The organism is Vulcanisaeta sp. (assembly GCF_049966235.1).
Taxonomy (GTDB): domain Archaea; phylum Thermoproteota; class Thermoprotei; order Thermoproteales; family Thermocladiaceae; genus Vulcanisaeta; species Vulcanisaeta moutnovskia.
The window spans coordinates 98,587-124,934 of sequence record NZ_JBMFVA010000005.1; the positions used below are offsets into that span (position 1 = coordinate 98,587).

A 26,348-nucleotide genomic window follows, 5' to 3' on the forward strand; every position below is an offset into this window, starting at 1 on the left:
TACCTTTGCAGACAAATTTATTTAGAATCAGTAATTTTAATAATACTAATGGGCATTAAAATATTGCATATATCTGATATTCATGGCGATACATATTATATAAACTCAATAGGCAATATCACAGAGAATGCCGATGCAATAGTCATTAGTGGTGATTTTGAGGATTCGGAGATACTCAATTTATTGAGTAATTACGGCAAGCCCGTATATGTGGTTACGGGGAATATGGACCCAATAAATATTAGGACAAGAATTCAGAGGTACTTAATAGAGGGGCGCGTAATACTCACTGGGTCAATATACCTGGCTGGTTATCCAATAGGCACCGAGACAATTAAAGATCTAGGGTCTAGATTAATACTTGTATCGCATTATCCGCCTTATGGAACTAATGTTGATAAGGCATGGAATGGGGCAAATATTGGTAGTAAATCAGTACGGAAATTAATTGAGGAGGTTAAGCCATTAGCCGTATTGTGCGGTCATGTGCATGAATCCCGTGGTGTTGATAGGATAGGTAGTACGGTCATTGTTAACCCAGGCCCATTATTCAACGGTTATTATGCCATTATAAATGTAGATGATAATGGTAATATCAATGCTGAGCTTAGTAAATTATGACCCGCCCAGGCCATTACCTGGGCGGGTTTACGGTGTGGATGCATGCAGGGGGCATTATTTGATTATTTCGCGATTAATTTATTAGTATTGGTTAAGATCTCTATTTTGTTACCGTGAAGTGCAGTAAATCCTCATCTATTGATATCATTCCTTTCTTTCTTAATGACCATAGTATGTCAACTACGTATGGCCTTATCATGGCCTCTAAATCATCGTTTAGGGCAATACCCCTTTTCTTAAGTTCCTCAATTACTGAGTCAACAAAGTTTATTGTTTCGATCCTACCCTTAATGCCACTTAATTTATTCATTGTTATTTCTTCAACAGTCCTTCTCAGGTCTTCAGGCATGCCTATGCTCATTTTATGTTCACCCAGGTAAACTTCATACAAACCTTATTTAAGGGGCATTCGTTGCACTTAAGTCGTGAGCAATAGTCATGACCTATCCTAAATGCACCTCTTTCATAGGTTATTGGATCATTACTCAATCTACCAGTTGCCCTGACTAATCCCTTAACCTCATCAACCTTTATCGTAATCCCATTATTTCTATTGGCAATTATTCTACTTAATATTTTCATAGTATGCTCATTGTTTAGGACTAGGAATGCACCACTCCTTATTGTTACCATGGTACTATACACGTCAGCTATCATTGTGTAGCGCCTATGGCTGCCCCTGGATATAATGCCAAGGGCAACCGGTAAGTTTGTTTCATGGGAGACCCACCTAATGAATGTTCTAATGGCCCTCTTTCTCCTTTCATTAGCCCTAGGTGGGTAAAACATGGGTAGTGCCTTCTCGAAGTCATTAATGTCTCGAAACTTGGGTATCCACCTTAATAGAGTTGTTCCATAGGCCCTCGTTAACTTTCTTAATCCATAAATGAAGCTATGAATGGCATTACTAACCTCCTGAACATCCTCACCCTTAATGCCCTCGTTCTCATAATCACTTAAAATCTTCATGCTGGTATTATTAATTAATGAATAACTGGGATTTGATATGATGCGACTTATCTCGCTATAATTCCTGAGCATTATTTTATATATTAATTCGTTCCTCAGATTTCGGAATCCCATGAACAATACTGTGGCGAGTAATAAATACCTAAGGAGTTCCTCCACCCTAGGTATATTTGCGTATAACTGAATGAATGAGTTAATATCAACCCTTCCCTTACTCCTCGTTGTTTCCTGAATGTATACCTCGCGTATTCTTTGATATGTAACAATCAATTCATCAGGTAAGTTCTCAAATATTGTCTCCTTCACTGATGATCCATATTCATTAATTAACCTTATTATATCCTCATACTTACTCCTATTTTGTAAATCAATTTCGAGAGAACTCATTGGCATTAATACGTGAATCCACAGAAATATAAACCTTAGGCATTACATGATTTACTAACGATACTAGGATCATATTAAAAAGGGGGTAATTATTGAGTGCTCATATGGATTTAGGCCTAAGGAATAAGGTTGCTCTAATAACTGCGTCAAGCCGCGGTATTGGACTTGGAATAGCCAGGGTGCTTGCCCAGGAGGGTGCTAGGGTCATTATTAGTGCTAGACGTGAGGATGAGCTTGCTAGGGCTAGGGATGCCATAATTAAGGAGAGTGGTACTGAGGTGTTGGCGGTCAGGGCTGATTTAACCGTTAAGGATGATGTGGATAGGCTTGTTAGGGAGGCTATGAATGCTTTCGGTAATATTGACATCCTGGTTTTTAACGCGGGACCACCCAAGCCAGGTACATTCTCCCAATTGAGTGATGATGATTGGGATTACGCAACCAAGCTATTACTCCTCAGCGCCGTATGGCTTACCAAGCGTGTTATTAATAGCATGGTCAATAGGAATTGGGGGAGGCTAATCTACGTAACGTCACTAACCCTTAGGCAGCCAATACCAAACCTTGTTCTTTCAAACACAGTCAGACTTAGCCTAGCGGGTCTGGTTAAGTCGCTGGCTATTGAGTATGGGTCTCATGGTATAACGACTAATGGCATAATGCAGGGCTACATAATGACAGAGAGAATAGATCAATTGGCTCAGGAGGAGGCAAGGGCAAGGAGCATTAGTGTTGATGATGTTATTAAGTCATGGAGCAAGGAGATACCGGTGGGTAGGTATGGAAAGCCCGAGGAAATAGGCTATTTAGTGGCTTTCCTAGCCAGTGATAAGGCTGCTTATATAAATGGTTCGATGATACTAATTGATGGTGGTTACGTAAGGTGTGTATTTTAATACCAAGGACTTATTAAGTTTAAAATGAAAGTCCTAATAAAACACTGGTAATTCCTCCTTCGGCGGCTTCATATATTCCTCCAGGTTTTTGTCTATTAGGAATGCATATTTATTGGCGTGCTCGGCTAATTTATCGGTGGGTATCTCAAAACCAATGATCTTACTCAGGGCTTTTATTAATTTGAGAGCTGCGGTTACATCGGGTCCATACGTACCAATTGTTTGATTGAGTATTGACAATACATCCTTATGACTCGATAATTTACCACTCTCAATCAACCTATTGATTGCGGTTAATACCTTTGATTCAGCGAGTAATAAGACACCGTTTATGTTCCTGGATAGTACAGAGTCTAGGAACACAGCCTCAATACCCGTTATTGTCGCTTCACGAAGTGGTATCAAGCCTAACTGCCTATACTCGTCTACATGTCCCTCCTCACTTACAAAGTAAATATTATCAGTCTCCTGTTCACTAAGGAGTGATGTTGATGTTAGGCACACAACCCTACCTACGGCATTATCCTCGGCCCAATCCAGGATCTTATCAATAAACTGCCTATAGAGCGTTGGTGGGATTGGCACATGCTGCCTAATTACCACGATTGCGTGCTCTCTATCAAAAAAGAGCCTATAGGGTAGCTTCGCCGCGCCGTTAATTACTGTGACAATGGGTACGTGGCCTCTCGGCTTTATTGAACCAATCTCCTCCATCTTAAGTGTCTCCACGAGATACTCAATGGCCACTATGGAAGCCAGCGATGGCTCAGGACATGCCATTATGAGTGCGTTACGTGGATCTCGTGGAATTGACTTAATCTTGATATCGAATACCGTGGTTGAGGACATACCATGACTTAATCAATACTTGGTTTAAATACTTTATGTAAGTAATGCTGGATCAATGGGCACCCTGTCAATCTTGACCTTACTGCCCCTCCTCCTTAGTATGTCCTCCACGGCGTTGGTCACCGCAGCCGCGGCCACACCTACGGGTACCTCACCAATCCCTTTAACGCCCATTGGCGTCATTGGTGATGGCGATGGAACTATGTGAACCTCTATTTCCGGTATGTCCATGACTGTTGGTAATCCATAATCACCAAGGCTTAATGTTAATAGATTACCATCCTCATCATATCTATACGCCTCATAGAGCGCCAGTGAAATACCTATGGCAGTACCACCTATTATCTGTTCTTTAACGAGCTCCTCATCAATAACATTACCCGGATCTAGGTAAACCACGTGCTTAATTGGCTTAAACCTACCATCCTCATACCTAACGACAGCAATATCACAGGCAAATGGATAGGCAATGAACCTACCAATCTTCGCCTCTGCTGTATATGTGAATGTAACCTCCTCATTACCGAGCTCAAGGATGCTGATTCTCTTGCCATCGCTTGAACGGAAGTAACCCTTTTCATACGTAATGTTACCACCAAGTACATTAGCAGCCTTATTGTATAGTCTAGTTTTCAACTCCTCAACCGCACCAAGCACAGCGCCTGCTGTGAAGACCGCCATACGACTACCACCTGGTCCAAAGGCTTCTGGACTTTCATCACTTGGCAAGTACTCGTAGGTAACCCAATCCATTGGTACATCAAGGAGTTGAGATACGAGTTTAACCGCGGTATGTTCATTACCCTGTCCTTCACCACCAAATCCAAGCCCCACTATTATCTTCCCATTCTTAATACTTAACTTGATACCCTCGGTGCCCTGTGGTGTTGAGGGATCTGTCGATACTGCGATACCAACGCCGGTACTCTCATCCATTAGTGAGAATATGTCGTTACGGGATAGAGCAAGTTCAAGGAGTCCCCTTGGATTTCCTGAGTCGTAGTATGCATAGGGTGCTTCGTATGGGAATGAATCAATTAAGTTCCTCCTTCTTACCTCTGCCCTATCAATTCCAAGCTCATCTGCTATGGCATCCATAACCCTCTCCAGAGCCCAGGTATGTGGCGGCGTACCAGCGCCTCTGAATGCGCCTGCTGGATTCTTATTCGTTGCAACAACCGTGGCGTTATATCTTAGGTTCCTAATCTTGTAAGGCCCAGCCAATATACCAAGCGGCTTAAAGGCTTGCCCACTCCCTCTACTGGCTCCAGCATCTTCCCAAATACTTATGTCCAACCCCTTAACCACACCATTCCCATCGAAGTAAGCCTTAATCCTGAACCTCCTCTCAGGACCACTTGAATTAGATGCCATTAAGTGCTCCGTCCTAGTCTCAATCCACTTAATCGGTGTCTTGAACTTATAGGCTGCGTATGCCAGGATTATTAAGTATCTAATGAGGGAGAACTTAGATCCAAAGCTGCCTCCGTGCCTAACTGGTATGTGCTTAATCGGTATTCCAAGTGACCTCTCTATCTCAGTAACTATTGCCCTACCGCCCTGTATGTTAGATATTATCGTGACACCACTACCCTCCGGATATGTTATGGCTGCGAAGGTCTCTATGGGGTTTCCCGAACTCCTTGACCAATAGAGACTAAGCTCTATCTCCCTTGGTCCGTTGGGCATTTGCCCGTATTCAATTACCTGTGATTGAACAATATTAGTACCCAATTCCTCAAAGACCAATGAATCATTCTTGAGCGCATCGTCTATATTACGTACAGACTTCAATGGTTCATACTGTATGTCGACGAGTTCGGCGAGGTCCATGGCCCTATACACATCATCAGCAATAACCAGCGCCACCGGCTCTCCCTGATAACGGGCTTTATCTACGGCCAGTGGTAATGTCTCAAGACCTGCACCCTCTCTCTCCGTTAGGCCTATGGTTCTCGCCATGAAATCCCTGCCTGTAAGTACCAGCGCCCCCTCATTGATTGCTTTAGATGCATCTATACTTAATATTCTAGCGTGTGGATATGGACTTCTAACGAACACTCCATACTTGCCTCTGTGTGGATGATCATCCAGGAATCCACCTTTCCCAAGCAAGGCGTTGAGTACGTCAATCCTCGGCATGTTGAATAGGGAAATCGATGACTTTTAAGTGTTTAAGAGACATTACTTTATGTGATACATACCTTAATGCTTTAAATAATGCCTTCTAATACCTAGGTAATGCCTGTCGTGAAGGTTGGGGATAAGGTGCCAAGGATTGGTAAAAACGTCTTCATAGCTAGTACAGCATACGTGATTGGTGATGTGATTATTGGGGATAACGTGGGTATTTGGCCCCATGCAGTTATCAGGGGTGACGAGGATAGCATAGTTATTGGCGATAACTCGAATGTCCAGGATGGTGCGGTAATACACACAGATGTTGGTTTTCCAGCTAGGATTGGTCGTGGTGTAACGATTGGGCATAGAGCAATAGTCCATGGCGCTACTGTTGAGGATGAGGTCATAATTGGCATGGGCGCAATAGTACTTAATGGTGCGGTAATTGGTAGTGGGAGTATTGTTGGTGCTGGCGCGGTGGTTACGCAGGGCACTAAGGTACCGCCTAACAGCATTGTGGTTGGTGTGCCTGCTAAGGTTGTTAGGCAAGCCACGGATGCCGATAGGGAGTACATAAGGAATAACTACCAGGCCTACCTCAGGCTTGCGAGGATGTACATGGATAATGGGGTTAACTTATAATTATGCCATGCATATCATTGGTGACTGATGGTATTGATGGCATCACGGGACCCATAAGAGTCGCCTATTTACTTGGTAAATCACTCATTAGTACAGGCTTCACTGTTAATGTGATTGCGCCCTACGTGAATGAGGAGTTGAGTAGGTATCTTGAATACGTAGGTATTAAAGTAAGGGATTTAGGCGTTAGGTTAGTGTTTTCTGGTCAATCTGGGCATCTTTTGATATGGTTGGTTAATGGCATAAGGGGGTTGATTAATTACGATAACGGTTGTGCATTGATTAACCTATCCTTTGAGTTACCCATTCCATCAACAATATTTTATGCACAGGGTTATGTAAGTGACTTACTCCGGGACTTAAGTAAGGGTTTTCCCACACATTATAAATTGGGTTACTACCTTGCGCTACCCCTGATCCGTATTGCTGATTCCACCTATCACAAGGCCCTCTCACTTTCTAAGTATGTAATTGCTAATTCTAAGTACTCCATGGATTCCGTAGTTTCAAGGGGAGTGAGGGTTTGGGGTGTGATAAATCCTCCAGTGGATACGGACCTCTTCAAGCCAGTGCCCAGCCCTACTCAGGACTATGTATTGACCTATGTGGGTAAGGAGACTCAATTCGATGTACTTAGGGCAATGGCAAATGCAGGGATTAAAATGGTGGCCTTTGGTTCCAAGATCCCTTGGTTACCGCGGTGGTTCGTTAAGCATCAAAACATTGATTATAGGGGTAAGGTTAGTGATGAGGAGTTGGCTAAGCTATACGCCAATGCCAAGTTCACAGTATTCCCATTCATGCATGAGCCCTTTGGGTATGTTCCCATCGAGTCCATGGCTTGTGGAACACCAGTCCTCACCTATAATAGACAGGGACCTGGAGAAACCGTAATTAATAATGAGACTGGATGGTTGGTAAGTAATCCCAGTGATTTTGTTAATATGGCGGTTAGGCTGTGGATGCATGGTTATAATAATCATATGAGGATTAGGGCTAGGGAGAGGGCAATGGTCTTTAGCATGCCTAGGATAATTAATAAATGGTTGAATGCAATTGATGCTTCCATTCACGGTGACTAGGAGGATAAAATAATAAAAGGTCGATTTAGTAGGGTAAGACAATGAGTGATAAACTTACATTTCACTTCGGTACGGATGGCGTTAGAGGCGTGATTGATGAGGAGTTCACGGAGTTCCTGGTTGCAGTGCTCGCGGAATCAACATTTCGCTATTGGTCACGTAAATATGGATTACATAGAGTCCTTGTTAGTTTCGACGCGAGGAGGAAGTCCAGGGACTTCGCGCATATTGCGGCCAGCGTGGCCGTGAATCATGGCTTGGACGTCGTGATGGTTAATAAACCCACACCAACCCCAACGGCTGCTTGGTATGGTTCTCGCTTTGGTTTTGATCTCATTATTCAGATCACCGCCAGTCACAACCCACCAATATACAATGGCTTTAAGGTAATAACAAACAAAGGATCACCAGTACAGGAGGAAGATACAAACCAAATAGAGAAATTGTACGGTGATGAGTATAGTGATATTACGAAGTCCATCAAAACCCTCGAGTTAAGACCCATACCTACAATAGACCCGGCCCCTGAGTATGTTAACTACGTCTATGAAAGTGTAACAAAGATGTTCAAGCCAAGGAATAGATTCAAGGTCGTTATAGATCCCATCTACGCAACCTCAATTGGCTATACAAGCGAGGTCATGAGAAGGCTCGGTATGGATGTCGTGGAGATACACAATAATTATGATCCAAACTTTGGAGGTAGGGATCCCAATCCGGAGCCTCAAAATATTCCTGAGCTTATTGAGGAGGTCACTGCCAGCAAGTATGATGTTGGTATATCGCATGATGGTGATTCCGACAGAATAGCCCTTGTTGATAGGGTTCATGGTTACCTAAGCGCAAATGACATTTTGCCAATAGTCGTTGAGAGGCTGGCATCGGCAACGATAATTAAGAGGGGCATTGTTAGGACCGTATCTACGACGCACATACTCGATAATATAGCCGCCAAGTACGGCTTCAAGGTTGTTGAAGTGCCAGTGGGTGTTAAATACGTGGCTAGGGCAATACTGAGTGGTGAGGCTGACATGGGTGGTGAGGAGAGCGGCGGGCTCGTTTATTCATGGCACATACCTGATAAGGACGGCATATACACGGCATCCCTAATAATAGCCATGGCCTCGGAATACGGTAGCTTAACAAGCCTAGTGAGCGATGTTAGGAGCAAGTACGGTAGGGCATACTTCAAGAGGGTTGACCTTGACATGAGGAATTCAAAGAAGTTCGTAAACGACAACAAGGAAACACTACTTAAGTTATTAAGTTCATTGGGGTTGAATCCAAAACCCATAACTATTGATGGTGTTAAGGTTGTCTTTAGCGATAATTCCTGGATCCTAATCAGGGGTAGCGGTACCGAGCCCAAGTTGAGGATTTATAGCGAGGCCTTGAGCATGGATAGAGTTGAGGAATTAATAAATAATACAATAAGTATTGTTAACCAATTATTAAAGCAATAAACTCAATTCACCTAGGTACAACCTTAATAGTCTTCTCCCTAAGGCTTTGAACAAACTTCTCATCAGCTCTCGATAATACTTCACTGAGTAGTTTAGCCGCGTTAATTGCATCATCGATACTCAATAATTCCACAGGGCTATGAACATACCTGGTGGGTATTGATATTGTAGTTGCCGGTATGCCATCCCTCCTAAAGGCAATTCCCAATGCATCTGTTGTACCACCAATCAACACCTCTAATTGGTATGGTATCTTCAGCTCCTCAGCAACCGATATTAAGAAATTGGTCAGTGTTGGGTGGGCAATGAAGACGCTGCCTCTACTGCCATCCATAACCTTAATAGCGGGTCCCTTACCGATCCTAGTCACGAACTCACGCTCAGTGACGCCAGGCACATCAGCCGCAATCGTGGTATCCAGAGCAATCGCAAAGTCCGGATAAACTCTATCAGCTGCAACCTGAGCTCCACGAAGACCAACTTCCTCCTGCACCGTAGCCACGAAGTAGATAGTAGCCTCACTATCCCTCAACTGTCTGGCAGCCCAAAGCATCACCGCTAAGCCGACCCTATCATCAAATGCCTTGCCCGTGACCACATCCCCATTAAGAACCTCAAACTCTCTATCCAGGACAGCCACAGAACCAACCCTAACACCCAACTTCCTAACCTCCTCATCACTTGATGCCCCAATGTCTATGAATAAGTCCTTAAGCTCAGGGGCTTCTCTCTCCTTACCAGGTGGTGTAACGTGAGGTGGCCTACTACCGATTACACCCTTAATCTTCCTACCATCAACGGTCTTAATAACAACCCTCTGACTAACTAAGGTCACCTCATTCCAACCACCAATGGCCCTAAATCTCAGGAAACCATTCTTATCGATATTATCAATCAATAGGCCAATTTCATCGATGTGGGCGGCAACCATGGCCTTTAGGTCCCTTCTCCTGCCGTATCGAACACCAATTACATTACCCCACTTATCAACTATTAAATCATCGACATAAGACCCCAACTCCTTAATGACCAGGTCCCTAACCTCATCCTCAAAGCCTGATGGCCCGAATGCCTCACTCAACCTTTTGAGTAAGTCTATGAATTCTTGTGACCCCATCAATGAACATAGACCTAGCACATTTATTTAAAGGATAACCCTACTATGGTCTAGTGCTATTTGAGTACGATGCATGGTCATTATGCTATTACGAGTGAAGTGCGGGAACCATGGCCGTGAAATACAGAACAAACACTAACGTTATTATTAACGTTGTTATTGAGATTTCACGGAACCTACCGGTGACAAGCTTTATGAGCGTGTACGTTATGAAGGCGAGGCCGATACCAGTAGCTATACTGTAGGTGAGCGGTATGCTTATCATGGCTACGAAGGCAGGTATGGCCTCGGTCAAATCGCTGAAGTTGAGCCTAGGTATTAATGACACAAACATTAGACCCACCAATATCAGTACAGGTGCTGTTGCGCAGTCGGGTACCATAACCACTACCGGCCCTAAGGGCAGGAATGCCAGGAACAATAAACCAGTCACTAATGACGTTAGCCCAGTCCTTCCACCGCTCTCAATTCCAGCGGCAGACTCAACGTAGATAACCGTGGTCGTGGTTCCAGCCAACGCACCAACAATTGTACCTGCGGCATCCGTGTACAACGCCTTCTCTATGTTAACGGGCCTACCGCTCTTATCCACAAGCCCCGCCCTATTGGACAAACCAACGATTGTGCCAATACCGTCAAAGAACTCAATCATCCACAACGAAAATGCAACAGGGAATGCCAGACTCACTAATCTGATCCACCACATGATGTTATCGGGGAAGTTCGGTATTAACGATGTGGAGAATAATGGTGGTTGAACTAAGGTTGATGGTGGCTTAACAATGCCTACTCCGAGGCTTATTAGCGTTATCGTGATAATAGTTATCAGAAATGCGCCAGGCACATTCCTTATGTACAGGAATATCGCGAGTATAAGCCCTATGAATGCGAGTATTGAGGTTGGGGTTACAAAGGCCTTCGTATTAAAGGTAACCGGCGTGCCACTGCCGGGTAGCACAAAGCCTCCGAGTGAAAGCCCTATGAACGTTATGAACAAGCCAATCCCAACGCTGATGCCTATGGCTAGGTTAGACGAGATTGACTTAAGGATTCTCTCCCTAATTCCTGACCATGCCGTGAATAGGAATATTAGGCCATCAATGAATACCGCCGTTATTGCGGTCATGAGGGCTATTTTAGCGGCCTCAGGACCGGCAATACCCATGTTAATTAGCACCGTCGTGAAGGCAGGGATTACCGAGAAAGCTATGAAGGAATTCTCACCCATACCTGGCGCCATTGCAAATGGTAACCTGGCAAAGAATGCCATGAATAACGTACCAAAGGCAGCCGCAATAGCCGTTCCAGCAGCAATACCTAACTTAATCGTATAGACCAACGCCTGGTACTGAGCACTTAAAGTATTCGTACCCAACGCATGCATTAAGGCGAGCTCAAAGCCGCCACCAACTATTGTGGGGTTTACGAATAATATGTATGCCATTGTTAAGAACGTGGTTACACCAGCCAATACCTCCCTCCTAGGGTTAACCATGGTGACGGTTGGTGGTGTTAATCGACTGATCAATGACATACTAAGTGCTATTATTATCACTTCCTTTTAAACATTACTTTTAACGCGCAGCATTATATTATGGGTAATCATTTAAAGAATTTATTAAATAATAAAACGATAAGGATTAACATGATTGTATTTCGACAATACCTAATCTATTATCTCACAGTTTAGATATTACGAAATAGGCGCGAGTATACCCTCATAAGCTCAAGACCTGCCTTGACACCCATCTCGATACCTGGTATGTTCAACCCCATTAAGAACCTCTCCACCTCATCCTCCTGACCAATACCTATAAGCGGCACTGAGTACGTAAATACCCTAGACAACACACCAGGGTCTCCATAGGCCTCTATGAAACGCTTGTAATTACTCATTAGCCACCTCAGGTTCAGGTCACGTACATACGGGTTCCTAGAGCCAACTGTGAAGAATTGGAGATCCTGTCTCTTAACCTCACTAGACACTAGGAAGTCAAGGGATTTCTGATACTCACTTCTATCAGTGATACTCAACATTGCGGTCAGGACCTTAGTCCTATCCTCATCAGTTGTTAATGATCTGTAAAGCTCCCTAAGGGTCTCAAATGGCCTTTCACCAACCACGGCATATGCATTAACAACCGCCTGTCTCATGACAGGGTTTAAGCCTTGGTAATCCTTAATCAAACCCACTATAGACCTTGCGTAATCCTCGTCGATCAGTGCACGGCGAGAAAGCACCAACTCCCTAACATCATCCATACCAGAAACACCCTCAAGCAAACTACCCTGCACCCTAAGATACTCAGTAAATACCTCCTTGACTGCTGATGGCTTTATTGAGTATAACGTACCCAATTGGGAGATTATGGTCGTCGTCAGTAGGTAATTAACTACGTCACTTAATGACTTAACCAGGCCCAAATACTCGTCCAGCCTAATCGAGCCCTGAAGCAGGTGGGCATATGCATCATTTATTACGCTCCACCTCTCAAAGTGATTGGATGCGTTGCTTAAAGCCCTAGGCCAATCACCGTACTTAACCCTGTAATAACCGCTACCGTTGACGTTAAGGAACAGGGATGCCGATGAAGCACTGAGCATTAATGAGTCGCGCTCCATGAGTATTGTATTGACAACGCCATTAAGCCTATAGACAATCGGTATTGGCCAGGTATCGGCCATATTGCCACCAAGCACGAACCTAGATTGCCTGAGCGTGACCTCCTTACCACTATCCTCAATTGTTATGACCGGATGGCCAGGCTTATCGACCCAGGCCTTCATGACCCTAGTAACGGGCTTGCCGCTGACCTCCTCAATACTACTCCATAGGTCATCCTCGGTGGCGTTTGAGTAGGAGTACTTCCTAAGGTAGTTACTAAGGCCCTTCCTGAAGTCCTCCTCGCCAACGTAATTCTCAAGCATCCTAAGCAGCGATGCACCCTTACCATAGCTAATGTCATCAAATATCTCGAAGGCCTCCTCCTCATTACTGATAGGTACATGGACAGGGTGGGTACTTACTAGGGAATCCCTGAGCATAGAGCCTGTGGTCTCATCAGCGAGGAACCTATACCAAACACCCCAATCAGGGAATAACCTATCCATGGCCTTGTAGCTCATGAATGTGGCGAAGGACTCATTAAGCCATAGGTCATCCCACCAACGCATAGTCACCAAATTACCAAACCACTGATGGGCAATCTCGTGAGCCACAACCTCAGCCACACGCCTCCTAGTCAACTCAGTACTTCCCTTACCCACGAGCAGTGCGGTCTCCCTAAACGTTATCGCACCCCAATTCTCCATCGCACCAGCCGCAAACTCAGGCACATGAATCAGATGAAGCTTGGGTAGTGGGTATGGGATGCCGAAGTAGTTACTGTAGAAATCGAGCACGCCCTTAGCCACGTCAATGGCGAAACGACCATCCTCAACCCTATCCCTAAACGGCGTGGCGAAAACCACATCAATATTGCCAATTCTATCCCTAGACTCAAAGAACCTACCAATACCGAGGTAAAGCAGGTACGTAGACATCCTAGGAGTCTCAGCAAACTCAAATACCTTCCAGGAACCATCCCAATAAACCCTAAGAGGCGGTGTATTGAAGATCACGTCATAATCACCATCAACCGAGACCCTAAACCTAAACCTAGCCTTGACAGCGGGATTATCAATACATGGTATGAAGTACCTGGCACCCGTAGGCTCAAACTGCGTAGTTATTACATAACCACCCCCATACGGAGCCCTATAAATACCCAACAACCTATCGCTAACCCTACCCTCAAACAAAACCCTAACAACACCACTAACCGGTCCCCGAACCCTCAACACCTTCCCATCATAGGAATAATCAACAGGCCTACCACCAACCTCAACAGACTTAATCCTAAGATCAACAGCATTAAGCATTAAGTCGCCCACGGAATTAACATGAACATCCACAACACCCTCATACAACAAATCCCCAAACCTAAACCTTAAATCAATCACGTACAACTCTATATTGACGTTAAGCGACACACAACACATAAGGTATACACATTATTAAATATAACGCAAGCCAGGTCTAAATACGAAGAAAAATCCCCAGGGCCTATTAACCATCGTTAATACCAACGCCTCCGAAAGCGCCTCTGCCTTACTATCTACAAATAATATTCATAGTATTATGTTATTTAGTAAATTATTTATCCAACATAGAGGCTCTCACGTAATTCTTAGATTTTCACGTTGGTAAGGCGCCCATGATAGCATTATACGGCATTTAAATATCAAGCCAAGACGAACGCTACAAATTCCCCTCATTGAGTAAGATGTTATGGATCCACAGCAGTTGAAACTGAGTAAACCGTGGTTAAATACTGAGGAATATAGAAGAGAACGCATTCTAGAGACCAGGTACGAGACCAAGCCCGCATTGAAATTCCTTGAAGCAGACCTGTACAGAAATGCCAAAAAGAGAAAAAAGAACCTGGTGCCGGGGCCGGGATTTGAACCCGGGCCCCCTTGCGGGGACGGACTTAGCAGGCCCGCGCCTTAACCGTGCTCGGCCACCCCGGCGTTTTGTTTACCATGTTTTTGATTTAAAAGTCTTTTCCTGCGAGTTACGGTGCCAATTAGTAAGAGCGAGGGACCTTGCATTATTATTAAAATTAATTTTAACTTTAAATAGATCCTTAATGGAGATACTGCAACTCATTTACGGACGATATTCTCATTCTAAGTAAGAATAAGAAAGAGAAAGAAGGTTTATAGTTTTCATGTGCTTATACGGTACTATTCTTTTAATTGTTTACTTGCATTGATTTATAATTATGCTCGTTAGTGACTTATTAGTCCTGTTGAGGTTAGTTCTATGGATGTTTCATGGCTCTTAATGGTTTGAGGATTTGCTGGGTGTGAAGGTTAGGGGTAAGAAGCGATTAGAGTGTGGTGAGACTGTTGATAACCCGGAGATAGTTAGTGAGGTGATGAAGCTAATCAATGAGTTCCTAAATCGAATCGAGAAGCATAAAAACGTATTATTAAGCAGTGGGACTACGCCATTTGATTTTGCTATCAATGCCGTAAGTAATTGGTCGTCTAAGGCAATCGTGATTGCTAAGAGTGATGAAATAATTATGGAACTTGAGCTGACAGGGCATAATGTCGGTAGGACAATGATCGAGTTACTGAGTCAAGCTAGGGAGAGGTGGTTGGAAATACACAGGCTGGAGCTGGAGGAGTTAATTAGGAAGTTAAGAAGTAATGAGATATCAATAATCATAACTGGAGAGCCATTCAACAGCAATAAGTCATTTATGGTGCATTTATATACGACACATTTAGCAATTGAGATAGAGAGGGTGGCTGGGGCTAAGGGAGCAACGATACACATGTCGCTAACGGGATTTAAGGGTACTCATATTATAACGCCGAAGCTTCTTGATGATGAAAAGCTAAGGGCTATGCAATACGGCTTATTACTAACAGATGGTTCTATCCATGAGGGTAGTTATCCAATAATGAGCACAAATCAACTTTGGCAAGCCGTCACCTTCACACTTGTGTTTCCAGGTAAGGTCTATGCAAGCATAATAGGTTTAAGTCTCAATGAGGATGATGTAGGAATTACTTGGCGTCTAAGGGCTGTTGATTATAAAGGTATGTTTAAGGGAAGGGCTGAGGTTGCTGAGCGGGTCTTAGAGCTTAATGATGGGGATTTCATGGGCTTCCTGCTCCTTGCGGTATTGTGTGATGGTGATATAGATGTTAGGAAGAGGATGATTAGGCTTACTATGGGTGAGTCGAAGCGTGGGTTGTGGGGTGATGTCATTGAGAGGTTGGTGGATTATGGATTTAGGGAGGATGATGGTAAGCGTAGGAAGGCATATAGGGTTTGGGAGTCGAAGGCTGTTGCCGTTGCTCGTAAAATGCTGTGTGACCCGGTGATTAGGTCTATGATAGAGGACCTAAGTGAGTTGCCTGATGCTGAGAAGCTTAAGCGATTGATTGGGTTGGCCGATATGGAGGTTAGGTCTTTGGGTCGTTCAATGGTTGAGGTGGTTGATGGTGTTTGGATGAGTATTAATGTGCACAGTAGTGGTACTATTCAGCTTAGGGTTGTGCGTAGGAACTACGAGGATGCGAGGAAAATTTGGGAGAAGTTACGAGGGGCGGGTTATGATGCCAGGTTGAGGAAGTATGGTGAGGTCTTTGTGGTTCGCATAAACATGGGCGAGGTCGAGAGACATCCAGAGCTTGCCGTCAAGGTATGTGGGGTGCTGAGGAGATTGTATGAGGAGGGATTGAGTGAGAGAAGCACAGGGAGGGCTCAGAGTATGGCTAAGGTGGTGGAGAGGCTAGGCTGTAGGGATCATGCCTAAGGGCCATAGGCTTAAAACGATGTAGGGCATTCATGTAGGATCAAACTTATGTTTAACGAAGTCTAGTTTGGGGATAACTAGGTCCCTTTGTCAATACTGTAGCCTAATGCTTCCTGACTTAGTTATCTCGGTGTTCTCAGTTCATGGTTATTGCTCTTGACCTCTTCATCATTTTTGCGTTATTGCTTTTTGCTTCTTGAATCGTTGGTTTTATGTGGGCTAGTCAATGGGTCGTATTGACCGCCTTATTTAGACGAACCTTAACGTTTGGTCTCTACCGTCACCTATGTCAAGTCCTGTGAGGCTAAGTTAATCCTATTCTTCCAGTAATAGGACTAGGCCTGCCTAAGTCGATTGCGAAGACGGTCTGCCTATTCTTAGTATTGACGTGGTTCCTTCCTGGAATAAAATTTTAAAAATGTATTATGGTTGATTACGTGATGGTAAGGGCGAAGTTGGTAAGGGCCTTGGTTTTAATGGCGTTGGCACTAAGTCTAGTGGCTTTAATAGCTCATGCGCAGGCTAGTGACCAGGCACAGGTTGAGGCTGCTAGGGCTTTGGCAGCTGGTATTGGTTTTGGGCTTGCGGCTCTCGGTGCCGGCATTGGCATCGGTATTGCTGGTGCTGCATCAGTAAGTGCCTTGGTTGAGAGGAGGGAGTTGTTCGCGCTCTACCTAGTATTCGTTGCCCTGGCAGAGGCAATTGCGATTTATGGCCTAGTGGTCCTCTTCATATTGTACTAATCCAGGTCCTAAGAATAATTAGCGTCAAAAATAACCGCTTTTTAATCACGAAGAAATCAATCGCCTAACTAACAATGAGTAGAATCTACTCGTGATCTCCAGGGACTTTATACTCACGTATTCATTAGGACCATGCTCATTACCACCCACTGGACCGAAGTCTATAGTCTCAATACCAAGTGGTGAGAAATACCTGGCATCGCTCGCACCAGCCATCTCCATAACCCTAGCCTCAAGACCAAGCTCACTAAGAACCTCGCTGGCTGTTTTAACGAGTCTTGAGTCACGCGGAGTGTATAGGTAACCCCCACCGCCCTCACTTTCAACCTTAACCTCGATTCCCTGGAAATCCTCCATCAATGCGTCAATCATAGCCTCCTCAATGGCCTTAGCATCGTCGTTCATAGCCCTAATGTTAATCATGAATTCGTGATGATCACCAACAACCCTATACACATTGGGTGTTGCCGTAACTCCATAGATACTCTGGGCCTTGACCCTGGGCACGAACCTTGTCAACGGCAGTAGGGCCCTAACAAGTCTAGTGAGCCCATCATCAACCTCTTGCTGCGGGCAGCCACTGCATGGTACGACTATGTCGGTCTCAACCCAGCTTGGCGTGACATTACTCTTAACAAAACCACCCCTCAAGCTGGCCACGTATACGTTATTAAACCATACATATTGGGACAGGGCTATGACTGGGTGCGTATCAACACCACTGATGAAGTACGCCGCATGGTATGGAGAAGTGACTTTATAATCCAGTTGAAACCTCACGGTCTCCCTACGCCCATTAATCACGGTCTTCTCAACCCTGGATCTAACCCTGGCATTGAATATCGCCCTCCTCCTATTTATAATGACCATTGAGTGACCATCAGCATTAATCACGTAATTAGGCCTAAGCTCATTATTAAGCAGGTAATCCCTCACAACCCTAGCCCCGTTCTCGCCGCCAATCTCCTCATCGGTAGTGAACGCGACAATGAACGTGCCCCTATCAATACTCACTAAATCCTCGAGCGCCTTAAGCACTGCAGCCACATTACCCTTATCATCAAGTGTACCACGACCATAAGCTAAGTCACCCTCAATAGTTAACTTAAGTGGGTCGTACTTCCAATCATTACGTATAAACGGAACAACGTCAAGGTGGGCCAGAAGTAATACGCGTGGTTCACCAGAACCAACAATGCCAACTATGCTCCTATAACCATGACTAACCAATACCTTGGTCTTTACGCCAAGCCCATTTAATATACCCTCCACGAAATCAATAACATCAGGATCTGGTGTCTTACCATTATCAGGATCATTAACAGTGTTAAACTCAATAAGTATTTCAAGTATTTTGAATAGGTCCATGGTTCACTAACCACCCTGCACCTGAACCCCAAGGCTTTCAAGGGTGTTCTTTAGCATGTTCTTTATCTCGTTAATGTCCACGGGGACTATCGTGCCCTTAGCCGTAGTGAAGTAATACCAATTCATTGAGTGTGAGACACCCTTCATCCTCTTAACCCTCATCCTCCTGACCGGTATGCCTAGGTTCGCCATGTTCTCATCGAACTCCATCTCTATCACCCCATCGAAGACGTACTCAATACTATTGAGTAAATTATCAATGTCCTCCGTGGTCACGTGAGCCACTATGAATGTTATCATGTTATAGAGTCTTGATGTTGATTTCAACTGCTTAAGCATTGCAATTAAGCCCCTTGGGTCAATATTAATGAGTAGGTCATTAATTGAGTCAATTATTAAGCCACGGGCACCCCTTGAATAAACGGCCTGGCTAACCTTACTAATTAACTGTCCAGGATCCAACTCAGTAATTGCATCAATGACGTTAGGGGTCTTAACCCTGCGTTGATCACCCAGTGAGAATCCATCAATTACGAAGAGCCTATTACTGAAGTCCTTTAGGTCGTTAACCACGGCCTCCGGATTATCATCAAAGGAAACATAAACAAGTGGATAATTACTAAGGACGCTCTTAGCGAGCAACTTAACGAGGAGTGTCTTACCCATACCCAGGTCTCCACGGATGAGGACGATGTAACCAAAGGGAAAACCCGTGGGTAATAAATCCTCTAAAACCTGGCACCTAAGAAAATCCATAATTGATCATGGATTAAGCCAGAACAAAATAATTAAGCATTACCTAGACTTGACACCGTCAGGTTTTCTTCACATGGTTACAATACAGTTGAGGATATTGAGAAATTGATTGAGATCCTGAAGACGTATATTAAGTCTAGGGCTTAATCAATGAATTCTTTCTCAATAACCACTAATTTCTTCACATATGAGGCATTGCCTAGGTTGTATGCACAAACCCCACTTAGCGTCTAAAATCTAAGTTGGGTACACTTGGCTTTACCCATGTTGGGTGTGGGCCTAGTGTTGGTGCTTGGCATGCTCCATCAACCACTCCCGGAGTCTGTCTCGGCGTTTCCGTATATGGGTATCCCAATGGGCTTAATTGATTCCACCGGCCTTACTTATTACGCGGTTTTAGGCGATGGTAACATTGATGCTGAGAGAAGGGTGATTGAGCTCAACATTGGTAGTGAGAAATATGAGCTACGGAGCGAGATTATCAATAGAATAATGAGGCATGACTTTAAGGAGCATGATTTAAAGACTGCAAAGGCTGTCGACATAGACAAGAGGTGGCTCGGCGATTCGATAATTAGGGCCTTGATTGATTATTTGAATTAACTATCAGATGCTAGGAAATTAAGGCACCTAATAACGCTGATAAACGTAGAGATCAAGCCGAGAGGTGACTCTTCGGTTGATGCCGTGAATGGCATGAGGATGTGTATTAACGTGAGGCGAAACGGCAATGTGAAACTCATGGTCAGGCGTAAGAACTTCGAGAATGCCAGGAATATTTAGGAGACGCTTCGAATCGCAGGCTACAACGCTAATTTAAGTAAGCGAGATAGCCAATTCGTGATCTACATAAGCCAAGATGAAATTACGAGACATCCAGAGCTTATCATTAAGGTATGCGAAGTACTTATGAGGTTGCACGAGGAGACAGTGAGTGAGGACAGCATCGAAAGAGCATGGAGAATAGCTAAGGTAATGAAAAACTGAGTTGTAGAGACTCCGCCAAAAGCCCACGGGCTCAAAACAAAGCACAAAAATCATAACTGGTGGGCCCGCCGGGATTCGAACCCGGGACCTCCCGGTTATGAGCCATACGCGGGGCAACACGCCCCAGGGCGCTCTACCTGGCTAAGCTACGGGCCCTCCGAGATAAGCTCCTACTTCACAGTTTTTTAGTTTTTCGCCTGGGATTGGGTTTATGGGGCTGCGTATACCAATGCTTCAACAATATGTTTGGATTTTATGTCGATCTTTTTATTTGCATAATTCGTCGTTTCATATAGCTTTTTGAATATTCGATCCCACAAACAATATTAGAAGACTATATATCCCTGCCTTAAAAGGCGGGGCCTTAAGTACGGTTTATAGGCATTACTACGTGATGCCACTCCATATTGGCGATATTTCTCTGGTTCATTAGCCGCGTTAATCAATGATTAGTTATATAGTGCGCAGTGTCTGATGGGGTTTCTTGTTTTTAGTTCGAAGTCTAGGTTGACGAGTACTTCCCACAGCCTATCAAGGGCTTCGTTGCAGGGTATTTTACCCATCCTCGCCCTACCAATTATTACTAGGGCTTCATCTATTGTCTTTGATGTATTCATAATTGAACATGAGGAGTAATTATGGGTTATAGGCTTAATCACACTATTCCTGAAAAGAGATTTTTAATGAATCTGTTATTTTAAATGAATAGTAGTGTTTTTGAGTCCTTAATGCAGTTAATTCAATAGTGATGATTCATTGCAGTACTGATTAGTGAGGAGACTGACCTGCCCTGATTTTAATGCCCTGAGTCCCTTATTGAGTTAATAATTCTGAGGAATTCCTTAACTATCCAAGCCTTCACAGTAACATCACCATTATTAACCCTGATAACAACATCAGCATAATCATCAACCTTAGCCACATCCTCAAGCTTGACAACGGCATTGTTAATCAAAACCCTAGCGTCAACCAGGGAACCATGCCTAACCAATAATTCCCTCAATGCTTCACTAACTATTAACGTGGTTAAATCCCTATCGATAACCCGGAGTATACCCAACCTAGTGCTGATGGTTCTTAGTGTGTCCAGTGGCTTATCCATTGATTGCCAGACCTCACTTACGGCATTAATGACACTCTCATCAATACCCTTAGTGGCTGACCTAAGTGCTATGTAAAGGGCAATGCTTGGACGTAAATAACTCTTTAAAGCCCCATAAACTCTTGACGCAGTACTAGTCTTAATGATCATGTACCTAGTTAATTCATTAATTCCATAACGAAGCATGGGATTCAACAATGAGTAGGGTCTAAGGACTAGGTTTGGCGATAAGGCAACACCCACTACAGCTCTTAACGCGTTTCTTAGGGTCTCACGTTCAATCAATAATGCTCTTCTCACTAGGTAATCTCTGGCCAGTGATACGCCATAGAGCGTTGGTAATAGGACATGAGGTGCTGCGGATACCTTTGGTAAGTCCCTAACCACCCAATACCCAACCCTGAGTAAATGGCTCGTATGGCTATGCCTAGCGATTTCGTAGACCCACCTTAAGTGTGCGTACCTCCTAGTAATACCTTCATTGTTAACCCTACGGCTTCTAACCACCATTGATATTAATGGGCTCGTGACTGCGATAATGTCCTCATAAGGAATGCCAAGCTTGATCCTAACCACACTCATGATCCTGGACCAATACCTAATCCTTGGGATTACAGTTACTAAGCCAATAATACCGAGGAGTAGGGCTGAATAGTAGGTAATGCCTACGAATAAATTAATCAATATGCCTAGGTTAAGCGGGTTTAGGTAGGCATTCCTTATGATCATTAGGGAATCATTGAACCAGGTAATGTAGGAACCACTCCACAATGCGTAGTAATTAAACTCATACGGCTTAACACCGATCACTAGGGCGATAATACTGACATTACCGCAAGTGCCATGGCATCTGAGCGAGGCGGTAAGCCTATCGCTCCTCAACCCATTAATTACAACTGTGTAATTACCTGGGCCTTTGCATGATTCATTCACCATACCGAGAATTGCATTAATAACCTGTGGTGGTGCAGTGATTCCCTGATGCACAATTGATGGGTTGAGTACTTGTTCAAGGTCCTGACAGAAGAGTTCATGGTTCGTAATGACGTTATTAATCCAGGACTGCGAAACCATGTTAATTGGCGCACCCTGCATTATTGAGTATGTTATTGAGCAATTACTTTCTGTAGAATTAATTAGCCTTAGTGCTATCCCCGAGGCATATGCCATTACTGTTAGGTTTCCATTGCACGGCGTTGTTACATTAATAACGGCATAACCACTATTTACGTCAATAATAGTATTACCGACACCGCTCCACGTGTAGTTGAACAAAGCCACTAACGAGTCATCATTAAGCACGGCAATCATTGGTAACCTAATAACCACAGTATCATTATTAAGCCCAAGACCTGGAACAACGAAGTAGTTTGTACTGAATTTCATGAATAGGGCTATTAGGCAATTAATCCTGTAAGGTATTGGTTGATTCCTCATTATGTACATTGGCAGTGCAACCACACCAGCACCATTAGGCAAACCAACAACCTCACTGTATGGGAATCCATAACCATTAATACACAGGGCAGTCGGTACTGGCCTACCCAACTCATCAAGCACCTCAATATTGATAAAGCCCAACTCACTTGGCGCGATCTGTGCTTCACTGATGGTGCTAATTATTGGTAATGAATGCATGGTATTTATGCCGAGGGGTAGCGCAATACCCAGGACTAGGTAGAGGACAGTAGGTATTATGGCCACATTCCTAACCCTGGATATAACAAGGAAGAAGGCCATGTAAGGAATGAACCGCCCAAGCACCTCGCCAATGATCACGGCATACCTAATGAACCATAGAACAACCACTAATATGGAAATCACATGAACCACATAATTAATCACTAAGTTAGTCAGGTGCTCAATAACCTCTATAACAAGCATAATCGAACCTAACCCTGACCCCGTGGCTACGTATATGGCCGCCTCAGCTATGGGTAAACCAATGTTAATTGATAAGGATAAGACGGCATCAGCAATGCCCAACGAGTTTACTAGATTATTATATGCATTCAGTAGCTTGTCTACCGTAATTAATGCCGTACCAATTGAGTAAAGATTACTGGGTATTAAATTAAAGAGGTTTGTGACAAGGGCCAGGGCTATTAGGTACCAAGCCAGGTCTTCAGCGTCGATTTTAAACTCCCTGCCCCTAGCAATGGAATTAATTGCCCTAATCATTATTGAACCAGCTATGGCCATAACAACGAGAGCCAGACCAAGCATGGGCATCACGATAACGCAGACCTAATGGCATAAATGACAGCAAAGAGCATTGCATAGAGTATTATGACTATGGTATTTGCCTGGGCAACATATACGGCAAGCCTATTGTAGGCACTAAGTACATTACCAAAGCCATTAACGCTAATGCCAACGTTCTGGCACCAAGTCGTCTCAAAATTACTTGGATTAACTATGAATGATATGTCCTTATCACTAACCATGGTGCTATAGAATGGTTGCGAGGATATTATGGCTGCGCCGCCTATTATAGTGACGTAGAGTCCAAGACCTATGGCGATAAGCAGGGAACCAATGTTCCTTAGTTTCGATACGGACATTCCAAGGCCAATTGCCATTAGGAATGCCGATAAGCCTGGCGTCCACTTGGCCAGGTAAATCATGGGCACGACATCCTCCGTGGATTCAAGGATCAATGTGGCGTTCTCAGTCTGTATACTCCTAACGTCACACCAGACATACGTTAGTGGACAGGTGCATGTATTCCAAGTGAGCCATGCCCTGAACCTAATGGCATTCCAGGCATAGTCATAGATGGTCCTATAGACATTGGTTGGATTAATGATTAATGATCCAATGAGTAACTTATTTATGATGGCTATAGCCAACATGACACCTCCAATTATGGCCAGGTAATTAATCACCTCATCAATGAAATCCCAAATCTCATTAGGCCTGCCCATTAGGTAGAGGATTATGGTTATTAGGCCGATTATTGCCATGGCGGCTACACCAATGTATATTATACCCGTTGAAATTAGTATGTTGAGTACTTGGGATACGGTAACCATCCACTGAGCAACCGACATAAGCAATTAATCACCATACCCCTTTAAAAGTAGTAATGCTTTAATGCCCTGATTAAGTATTTAATAATATGTCGAGGGGGTTCACAATAGGCGGTATTATAGTCCTCGCATTACTAATAATCATGACATCCCTAGTAATTTACCTAGTAAGTGATTATCTCTACACGACTTACCAATCATCATCAATGATTGGTAAGATAAATACGAGGGTTATTCAGTTATCCAGGTCCTGCATTACATACCTAGTAAATAACTCGCTGTACTTCCCATATGGTGCTCACATTGAGTACTCAATACCAAGTACCATAAGCCCTGGCTACTACCACACAATAGACCTGTCGGGTATTGATGGCAAGGTCGTGATATTTCTCGATGGCTGCGTTATTGTTGTTGAATCCACGGGCAATGCCACGGGATATGAGGTGCTTGGTTATGGCGCTGGCTGACCTGGTTCTCGAGGGCATAACGCTGATTCTGGTCATTGCACTAGGCCTGGTGCTAATTGGTGGTTTGACGTACCTAACCATGACTGTGTCAACAGCGAACAACGCGAGACTCGCCTACACTGGCTTATACATTTACCTGCCACAGCCCATCTACATAAACGGCACATTATACATACCAATGTACAACATTGGTTACTACCAGGCCCAGGTAAGGTATGTATACGTAAGGGATATTAATGGTTCAATACATAGGTATGCACCAAACCTAATGCTTAATACGGGTCAGTACTACGTATACGCATTGAACCTAGGCTACGAACCAACCTCAATAAACGTACTAGTCTCACCAATGAATTACCCGGGCATCATCAAGGAATTTAACGCCAACGTCTCTACAATAAATTCAATAGCACTAATATCGCAGGCATTGCCACAGTCCAACTCAGTTCTCATAAGTGCCATAGTTAATGATCCATATAACGCCGGTTGGCAGGTAACATGGAGCTATGCCGGACAATCATACTCAATTAGTCAAAGTCAGCCTTACGCCTGGTATATCAACCCACCCTATGTACCTATCCAAATAAGCTTCACAGCATCAATAACCAAAAACCCAGGTGGTTATGAATGCCAAATAACGCCAAGTAGCCTAACCAATACCTACAACGCAGGAAGTGAGCAAGTATTCAACGTAACATGTCAAGAAACGAGCACACAACCACCTAGTGGATCAAACTCAATAAGTGTCTCTGTAACTAATGATTCACTGGGCGCTTCATGGCTCGTCACTTGGCATGATGCCTGGGGCTCAATTAGCCCAAGCTCGAAGAGCGGCAGTAACGATTATGACTGGTCAGTAAACGCACCAAGTGGTGATAAGGTCTACTTCACAGCCTCAATAACAAGCAGCCCAAGCGGCTACAGCTGCTCAATAAGCCCAACAAGCACCAATGCCAACCCAGGAGGATCAGTCACATTCACAGTAAGCTGCACACAAGGTTCAAGCTTACCGCCAAGTAATACCGTGTATGGTTGCCTCTTCACCCTTAGCGTTGGCTCAAGCCCATCATTGAGTGGGGCCACCAGCTCCAATCCAAGCCCTGGCACGTACTTCGTGCAGTCCGGCTCATCCCTAAGCGGCTCAATAAGTGCTTGATCATCAGTGAGCAGCAGTTCATCAAGCTCAAGCCAGCAGTGGTACCAGTTCGAGGACTGGAGCCTAAGCTTCAGTGGCACAGGCACCTTCTACTGGAACGGCGTACAGAGCAGTGGGAGTTGGAGCTACGCAAAGACCTCAGGATACTTCACATACGACTGCCCGAGCAACCTTAACAGTAATGTAACCGCAAGCTTCACCGCAACAGCAAAC

At 44.1% G+C, this 26,348-nt stretch carries 24 protein-coding genes and 2 tRNA genes; 12 read left to right on the plus strand and 14 right to left on the minus strand.

Annotation, left to right across the window (positions count from 1 at the left end; all coding sequences use genetic code 11):
- Positions 1 to 48: 48 nt before the first annotated feature.
- Entirely contained in the window at positions 49 to 621 is a 573-nt protein-coding gene (locus tag ACP5L5_RS05150; protein ID WP_428762112.1) for a metallophosphoesterase family protein, read from the plus strand.
- A 100-nt stretch (positions 622 to 721) separates the two neighbouring features.
- Here ACP5L5_RS05150 and ACP5L5_RS05155 read toward each other — a convergent pair whose 3' ends face one another.
- On the minus strand, positions 722 to 982 hold the full coding sequence (locus tag ACP5L5_RS05155) for a hypothetical protein (protein ID WP_428762114.1): 261 nt from the start codon (positions 980 to 982) through the stop codon (positions 722 to 724).
- Positions 979 to 1,977 (minus strand): hypothetical protein, encoded by a 999-nt coding sequence (locus ACP5L5_RS05160; RefSeq protein ID WP_428762116.1) that lies wholly within the window; start codon positions 1,975 to 1,977, stop codon positions 979 to 981. The genes ACP5L5_RS05155 and ACP5L5_RS05160 overlap by 4 nt, the downstream gene beginning before the upstream one ends.
- A 104-nt stretch (positions 1,978 to 2,081) precedes the next feature.
- On the opposite strand from ACP5L5_RS05160, the gene ACP5L5_RS05165 reads away from it, so the two are divergent.
- Positions 2,082 to 2,873 carry an SDR family oxidoreductase gene (locus ACP5L5_RS05165; protein ID WP_013604344.1) on the plus strand — a complete coding sequence of 264 codons (792 nt, stop codon included), beginning with the start codon at positions 2,082 to 2,084 and terminating at the stop codon, positions 2,871 to 2,873.
- 33 nt (positions 2,874 to 2,906) lie between these two features.
- On the opposite strand, the gene ACP5L5_RS05170 is transcribed toward ACP5L5_RS05165, so the two are convergent.
- Both ACP5L5_RS05170 and ACP5L5_RS05175 read right to left on the minus strand, forming a co-directional pair.
- On the minus strand, positions 2,907 to 3,722 hold the full coding sequence (locus ACP5L5_RS05170; RefSeq protein ID WP_428762117.1) for a proteasome assembly chaperone family protein: 816 nt from the start codon (positions 3,720 to 3,722) through the stop codon (positions 2,907 to 2,909).
- A gap of 33 nt (positions 3,723 to 3,755) precedes the next feature.
- Positions 3,756 to 5,864, minus strand: a complete 2,109-nt coding sequence (locus ACP5L5_RS05175) for a xanthine dehydrogenase family protein molybdopterin-binding subunit (RefSeq protein WP_428762119.1) — start codon at positions 5,862 to 5,864, stop codon at positions 3,756 to 3,758.
- A gap of 99 nt (positions 5,865 to 5,963) precedes the next feature.
- Between ACP5L5_RS05175 and ACP5L5_RS05180 the strand changes: the two genes are divergently transcribed.
- Genes ACP5L5_RS05180 through ACP5L5_RS05190 form a run of 3 tightly spaced genes read left to right on the plus strand, consistent with a single transcriptional unit; the run spans position 5,964 to position 9,030 of the window.
- Positions 5,964 to 6,485 carry a gamma carbonic anhydrase family protein gene (locus ACP5L5_RS05180; RefSeq protein ID WP_013604348.1) on the plus strand — a complete coding sequence of 174 codons (522 nt, stop codon included), beginning with the start codon at positions 5,964 to 5,966 and terminating at the stop codon, positions 6,483 to 6,485.
- Positions 6,486 to 6,487: 2 nt separating this feature from the next.
- On the plus strand, positions 6,488 to 7,567 hold the full coding sequence (locus ACP5L5_RS05185) for a glycosyltransferase family 4 protein (protein WP_428762121.1): 1,080 nt from the start codon (positions 6,488 to 6,490) through the stop codon (positions 7,565 to 7,567).
- Between the two features lie 41 nt (positions 7,568 to 7,608).
- On the plus strand, positions 7,609 to 9,030 hold the full coding sequence (locus ACP5L5_RS05190; protein WP_428762122.1) for a phosphoglucomutase/phosphomannomutase family protein: 1,422 nt from the start codon (positions 7,609 to 7,611) through the stop codon (positions 9,028 to 9,030).
- Between the two features lie 7 nt (positions 9,031 to 9,037).
- Here the strand turns inward: ACP5L5_RS05190 and ACP5L5_RS05195 are convergent, their stop codons facing one another.
- From ACP5L5_RS05195 to ACP5L5_RS05210, 4 genes are all read right to left on the minus strand, one after another.
- A complete protein-coding gene (locus ACP5L5_RS05195; RefSeq protein ID WP_428762124.1) occupies positions 9,038 to 10,147 on the minus strand; it encodes a M42 family metallopeptidase in 1,110 nt (369 codons plus the stop codon).
- Positions 10,148 to 10,235: 88 nt separating this feature from the next.
- A complete protein-coding gene (locus tag ACP5L5_RS05200) occupies positions 10,236 to 11,681 on the minus strand; it encodes an NCS2 family permease (protein ID WP_428762125.1) in 1,446 nt (481 codons plus the stop codon).
- Between the two features lie 152 nt (positions 11,682 to 11,833).
- On the minus strand, positions 11,834 to 14,179 hold the full coding sequence (locus tag ACP5L5_RS05205; protein WP_428762126.1) for a M1 family metallopeptidase: 2,346 nt from the start codon (positions 14,177 to 14,179) through the stop codon (positions 11,834 to 11,836).
- Positions 14,180 to 14,631: 452 nt separating this feature from the next.
- Positions 14,632 to 14,719, minus strand: a tRNA-Ser gene (locus ACP5L5_RS05210).
- A 338-nt stretch (positions 14,720 to 15,057) separates the two neighbouring features.
- On the opposite strand from ACP5L5_RS05210, the gene ACP5L5_RS05215 reads away from it, so the two are divergent.
- Both ACP5L5_RS05215 and ACP5L5_RS05220 read left to right on the plus strand, forming a co-directional pair.
- The gene (locus ACP5L5_RS05215; RefSeq protein ID WP_428762128.1) at positions 15,058 to 16,524 is read left to right on the plus strand and encodes a hypothetical protein; all 1,467 of its coding nucleotides are present in this window, start codon (positions 15,058 to 15,060) and stop codon (positions 16,522 to 16,524) included.
- Positions 16,525 to 16,964: 440 nt separating this feature from the next.
- Positions 16,965 to 17,267, plus strand: a complete 303-nt coding sequence (locus ACP5L5_RS05220) for an ATPase (RefSeq protein WP_428762130.1) — start codon at positions 16,965 to 16,967, stop codon at positions 17,265 to 17,267.
- A 45-nt stretch (positions 17,268 to 17,312) separates the two neighbouring features.
- On the opposite strand, the gene ACP5L5_RS05225 is transcribed toward ACP5L5_RS05220, so the two are convergent.
- Both ACP5L5_RS05225 and ACP5L5_RS05230 read right to left on the minus strand, forming a co-directional pair.
- The gene (locus tag ACP5L5_RS05225; protein WP_428762131.1) at positions 17,313 to 18,635 is read right to left on the minus strand and encodes a M20/M25/M40 family metallo-hydrolase; all 1,323 of its coding nucleotides are present in this window, start codon (positions 18,633 to 18,635) and stop codon (positions 17,313 to 17,315) included.
- A 6-nt stretch (positions 18,636 to 18,641) separates the two neighbouring features.
- The gene (locus tag ACP5L5_RS05230; RefSeq protein WP_428762132.1) at positions 18,642 to 19,391 is read right to left on the minus strand and encodes an RAD55 family ATPase; all 750 of its coding nucleotides are present in this window, start codon (positions 19,389 to 19,391) and stop codon (positions 18,642 to 18,644) included.
- A 282-nt stretch (positions 19,392 to 19,673) separates the two neighbouring features.
- On the opposite strand from ACP5L5_RS05230, the gene ACP5L5_RS05235 reads away from it, so the two are divergent.
- Together ACP5L5_RS05235 and ACP5L5_RS05240 are read left to right on the plus strand one after the other, a co-directional pair.
- Positions 19,674 to 19,994 (plus strand): hypothetical protein, encoded by a 321-nt coding sequence (locus tag ACP5L5_RS05235; RefSeq protein WP_428762133.1) that lies wholly within the window; start codon positions 19,674 to 19,676, stop codon positions 19,992 to 19,994.
- A 237-nt stretch (positions 19,995 to 20,231) separates the two neighbouring features.
- On the plus strand, positions 20,232 to 20,378 hold the full coding sequence (locus tag ACP5L5_RS05240; RefSeq protein WP_428762135.1) for a hypothetical protein: 147 nt from the start codon (positions 20,232 to 20,234) through the stop codon (positions 20,376 to 20,378).
- 57 nt (positions 20,379 to 20,435) lie between these two features.
- Here the strand turns inward: ACP5L5_RS05240 and ACP5L5_RS05245 are convergent.
- The 4 genes from ACP5L5_RS05245 to ACP5L5_RS05260 form a co-directional block, all read right to left on the minus strand.
- Positions 20,436 to 20,534 (minus strand) — tRNA-Ile (locus ACP5L5_RS05245).
- A gap of 293 nt (positions 20,535 to 20,827) precedes the next feature.
- The gene (locus ACP5L5_RS05250; protein WP_158304786.1) at positions 20,828 to 20,995 is read right to left on the minus strand and encodes a hypothetical protein; all 168 of its coding nucleotides are present in this window, start codon (positions 20,993 to 20,995) and stop codon (positions 20,828 to 20,830) included.
- Positions 20,996 to 21,174: 179 nt separating this feature from the next.
- Complete coding sequence (locus tag ACP5L5_RS05255; RefSeq protein ID WP_428762137.1) at positions 21,175 to 23,712, minus strand: hypothetical protein; 2,538 nt, start codon at positions 23,710 to 23,712, stop codon at positions 21,175 to 21,177.
- Positions 23,712 to 24,533, minus strand: coding sequence for a hypothetical protein (locus tag ACP5L5_RS05260; protein WP_428762138.1), 822 nt, complete (start codon positions 24,531 to 24,533; stop codon positions 23,712 to 23,714). Before ACP5L5_RS05260 ends, ACP5L5_RS05255 begins: the two co-directional genes overlap by 1 nt.
- 68 nt (positions 24,534 to 24,601) lie before the next feature.
- Here ACP5L5_RS05260 and ACP5L5_RS05265 point away from each other — a divergent pair, with 68 nt between their 5' ends.
- The 3 genes from ACP5L5_RS05265 to ACP5L5_RS05275 form a co-directional block, all read left to right on the plus strand.
- Complete coding sequence (locus ACP5L5_RS05265; protein WP_428762140.1) at positions 24,602 to 24,979, plus strand: hypothetical protein; 378 nt, start codon at positions 24,602 to 24,604, stop codon at positions 24,977 to 24,979.
- A complete protein-coding gene (locus ACP5L5_RS05270) occupies positions 24,966 to 26,135 on the plus strand; it encodes a hypothetical protein (protein WP_428762142.1) in 1,170 nt (389 codons plus the stop codon). The genes ACP5L5_RS05265 and ACP5L5_RS05270 overlap by 14 nt, the downstream gene beginning before the upstream one ends.
- A gap of 6 nt (positions 26,136 to 26,141) precedes the next feature.
- Positions 26,142 to 26,348: hypothetical protein (locus ACP5L5_RS05275; RefSeq protein WP_428762144.1), on the plus strand; the 207-nt coding region annotated here is incomplete at its 3' end.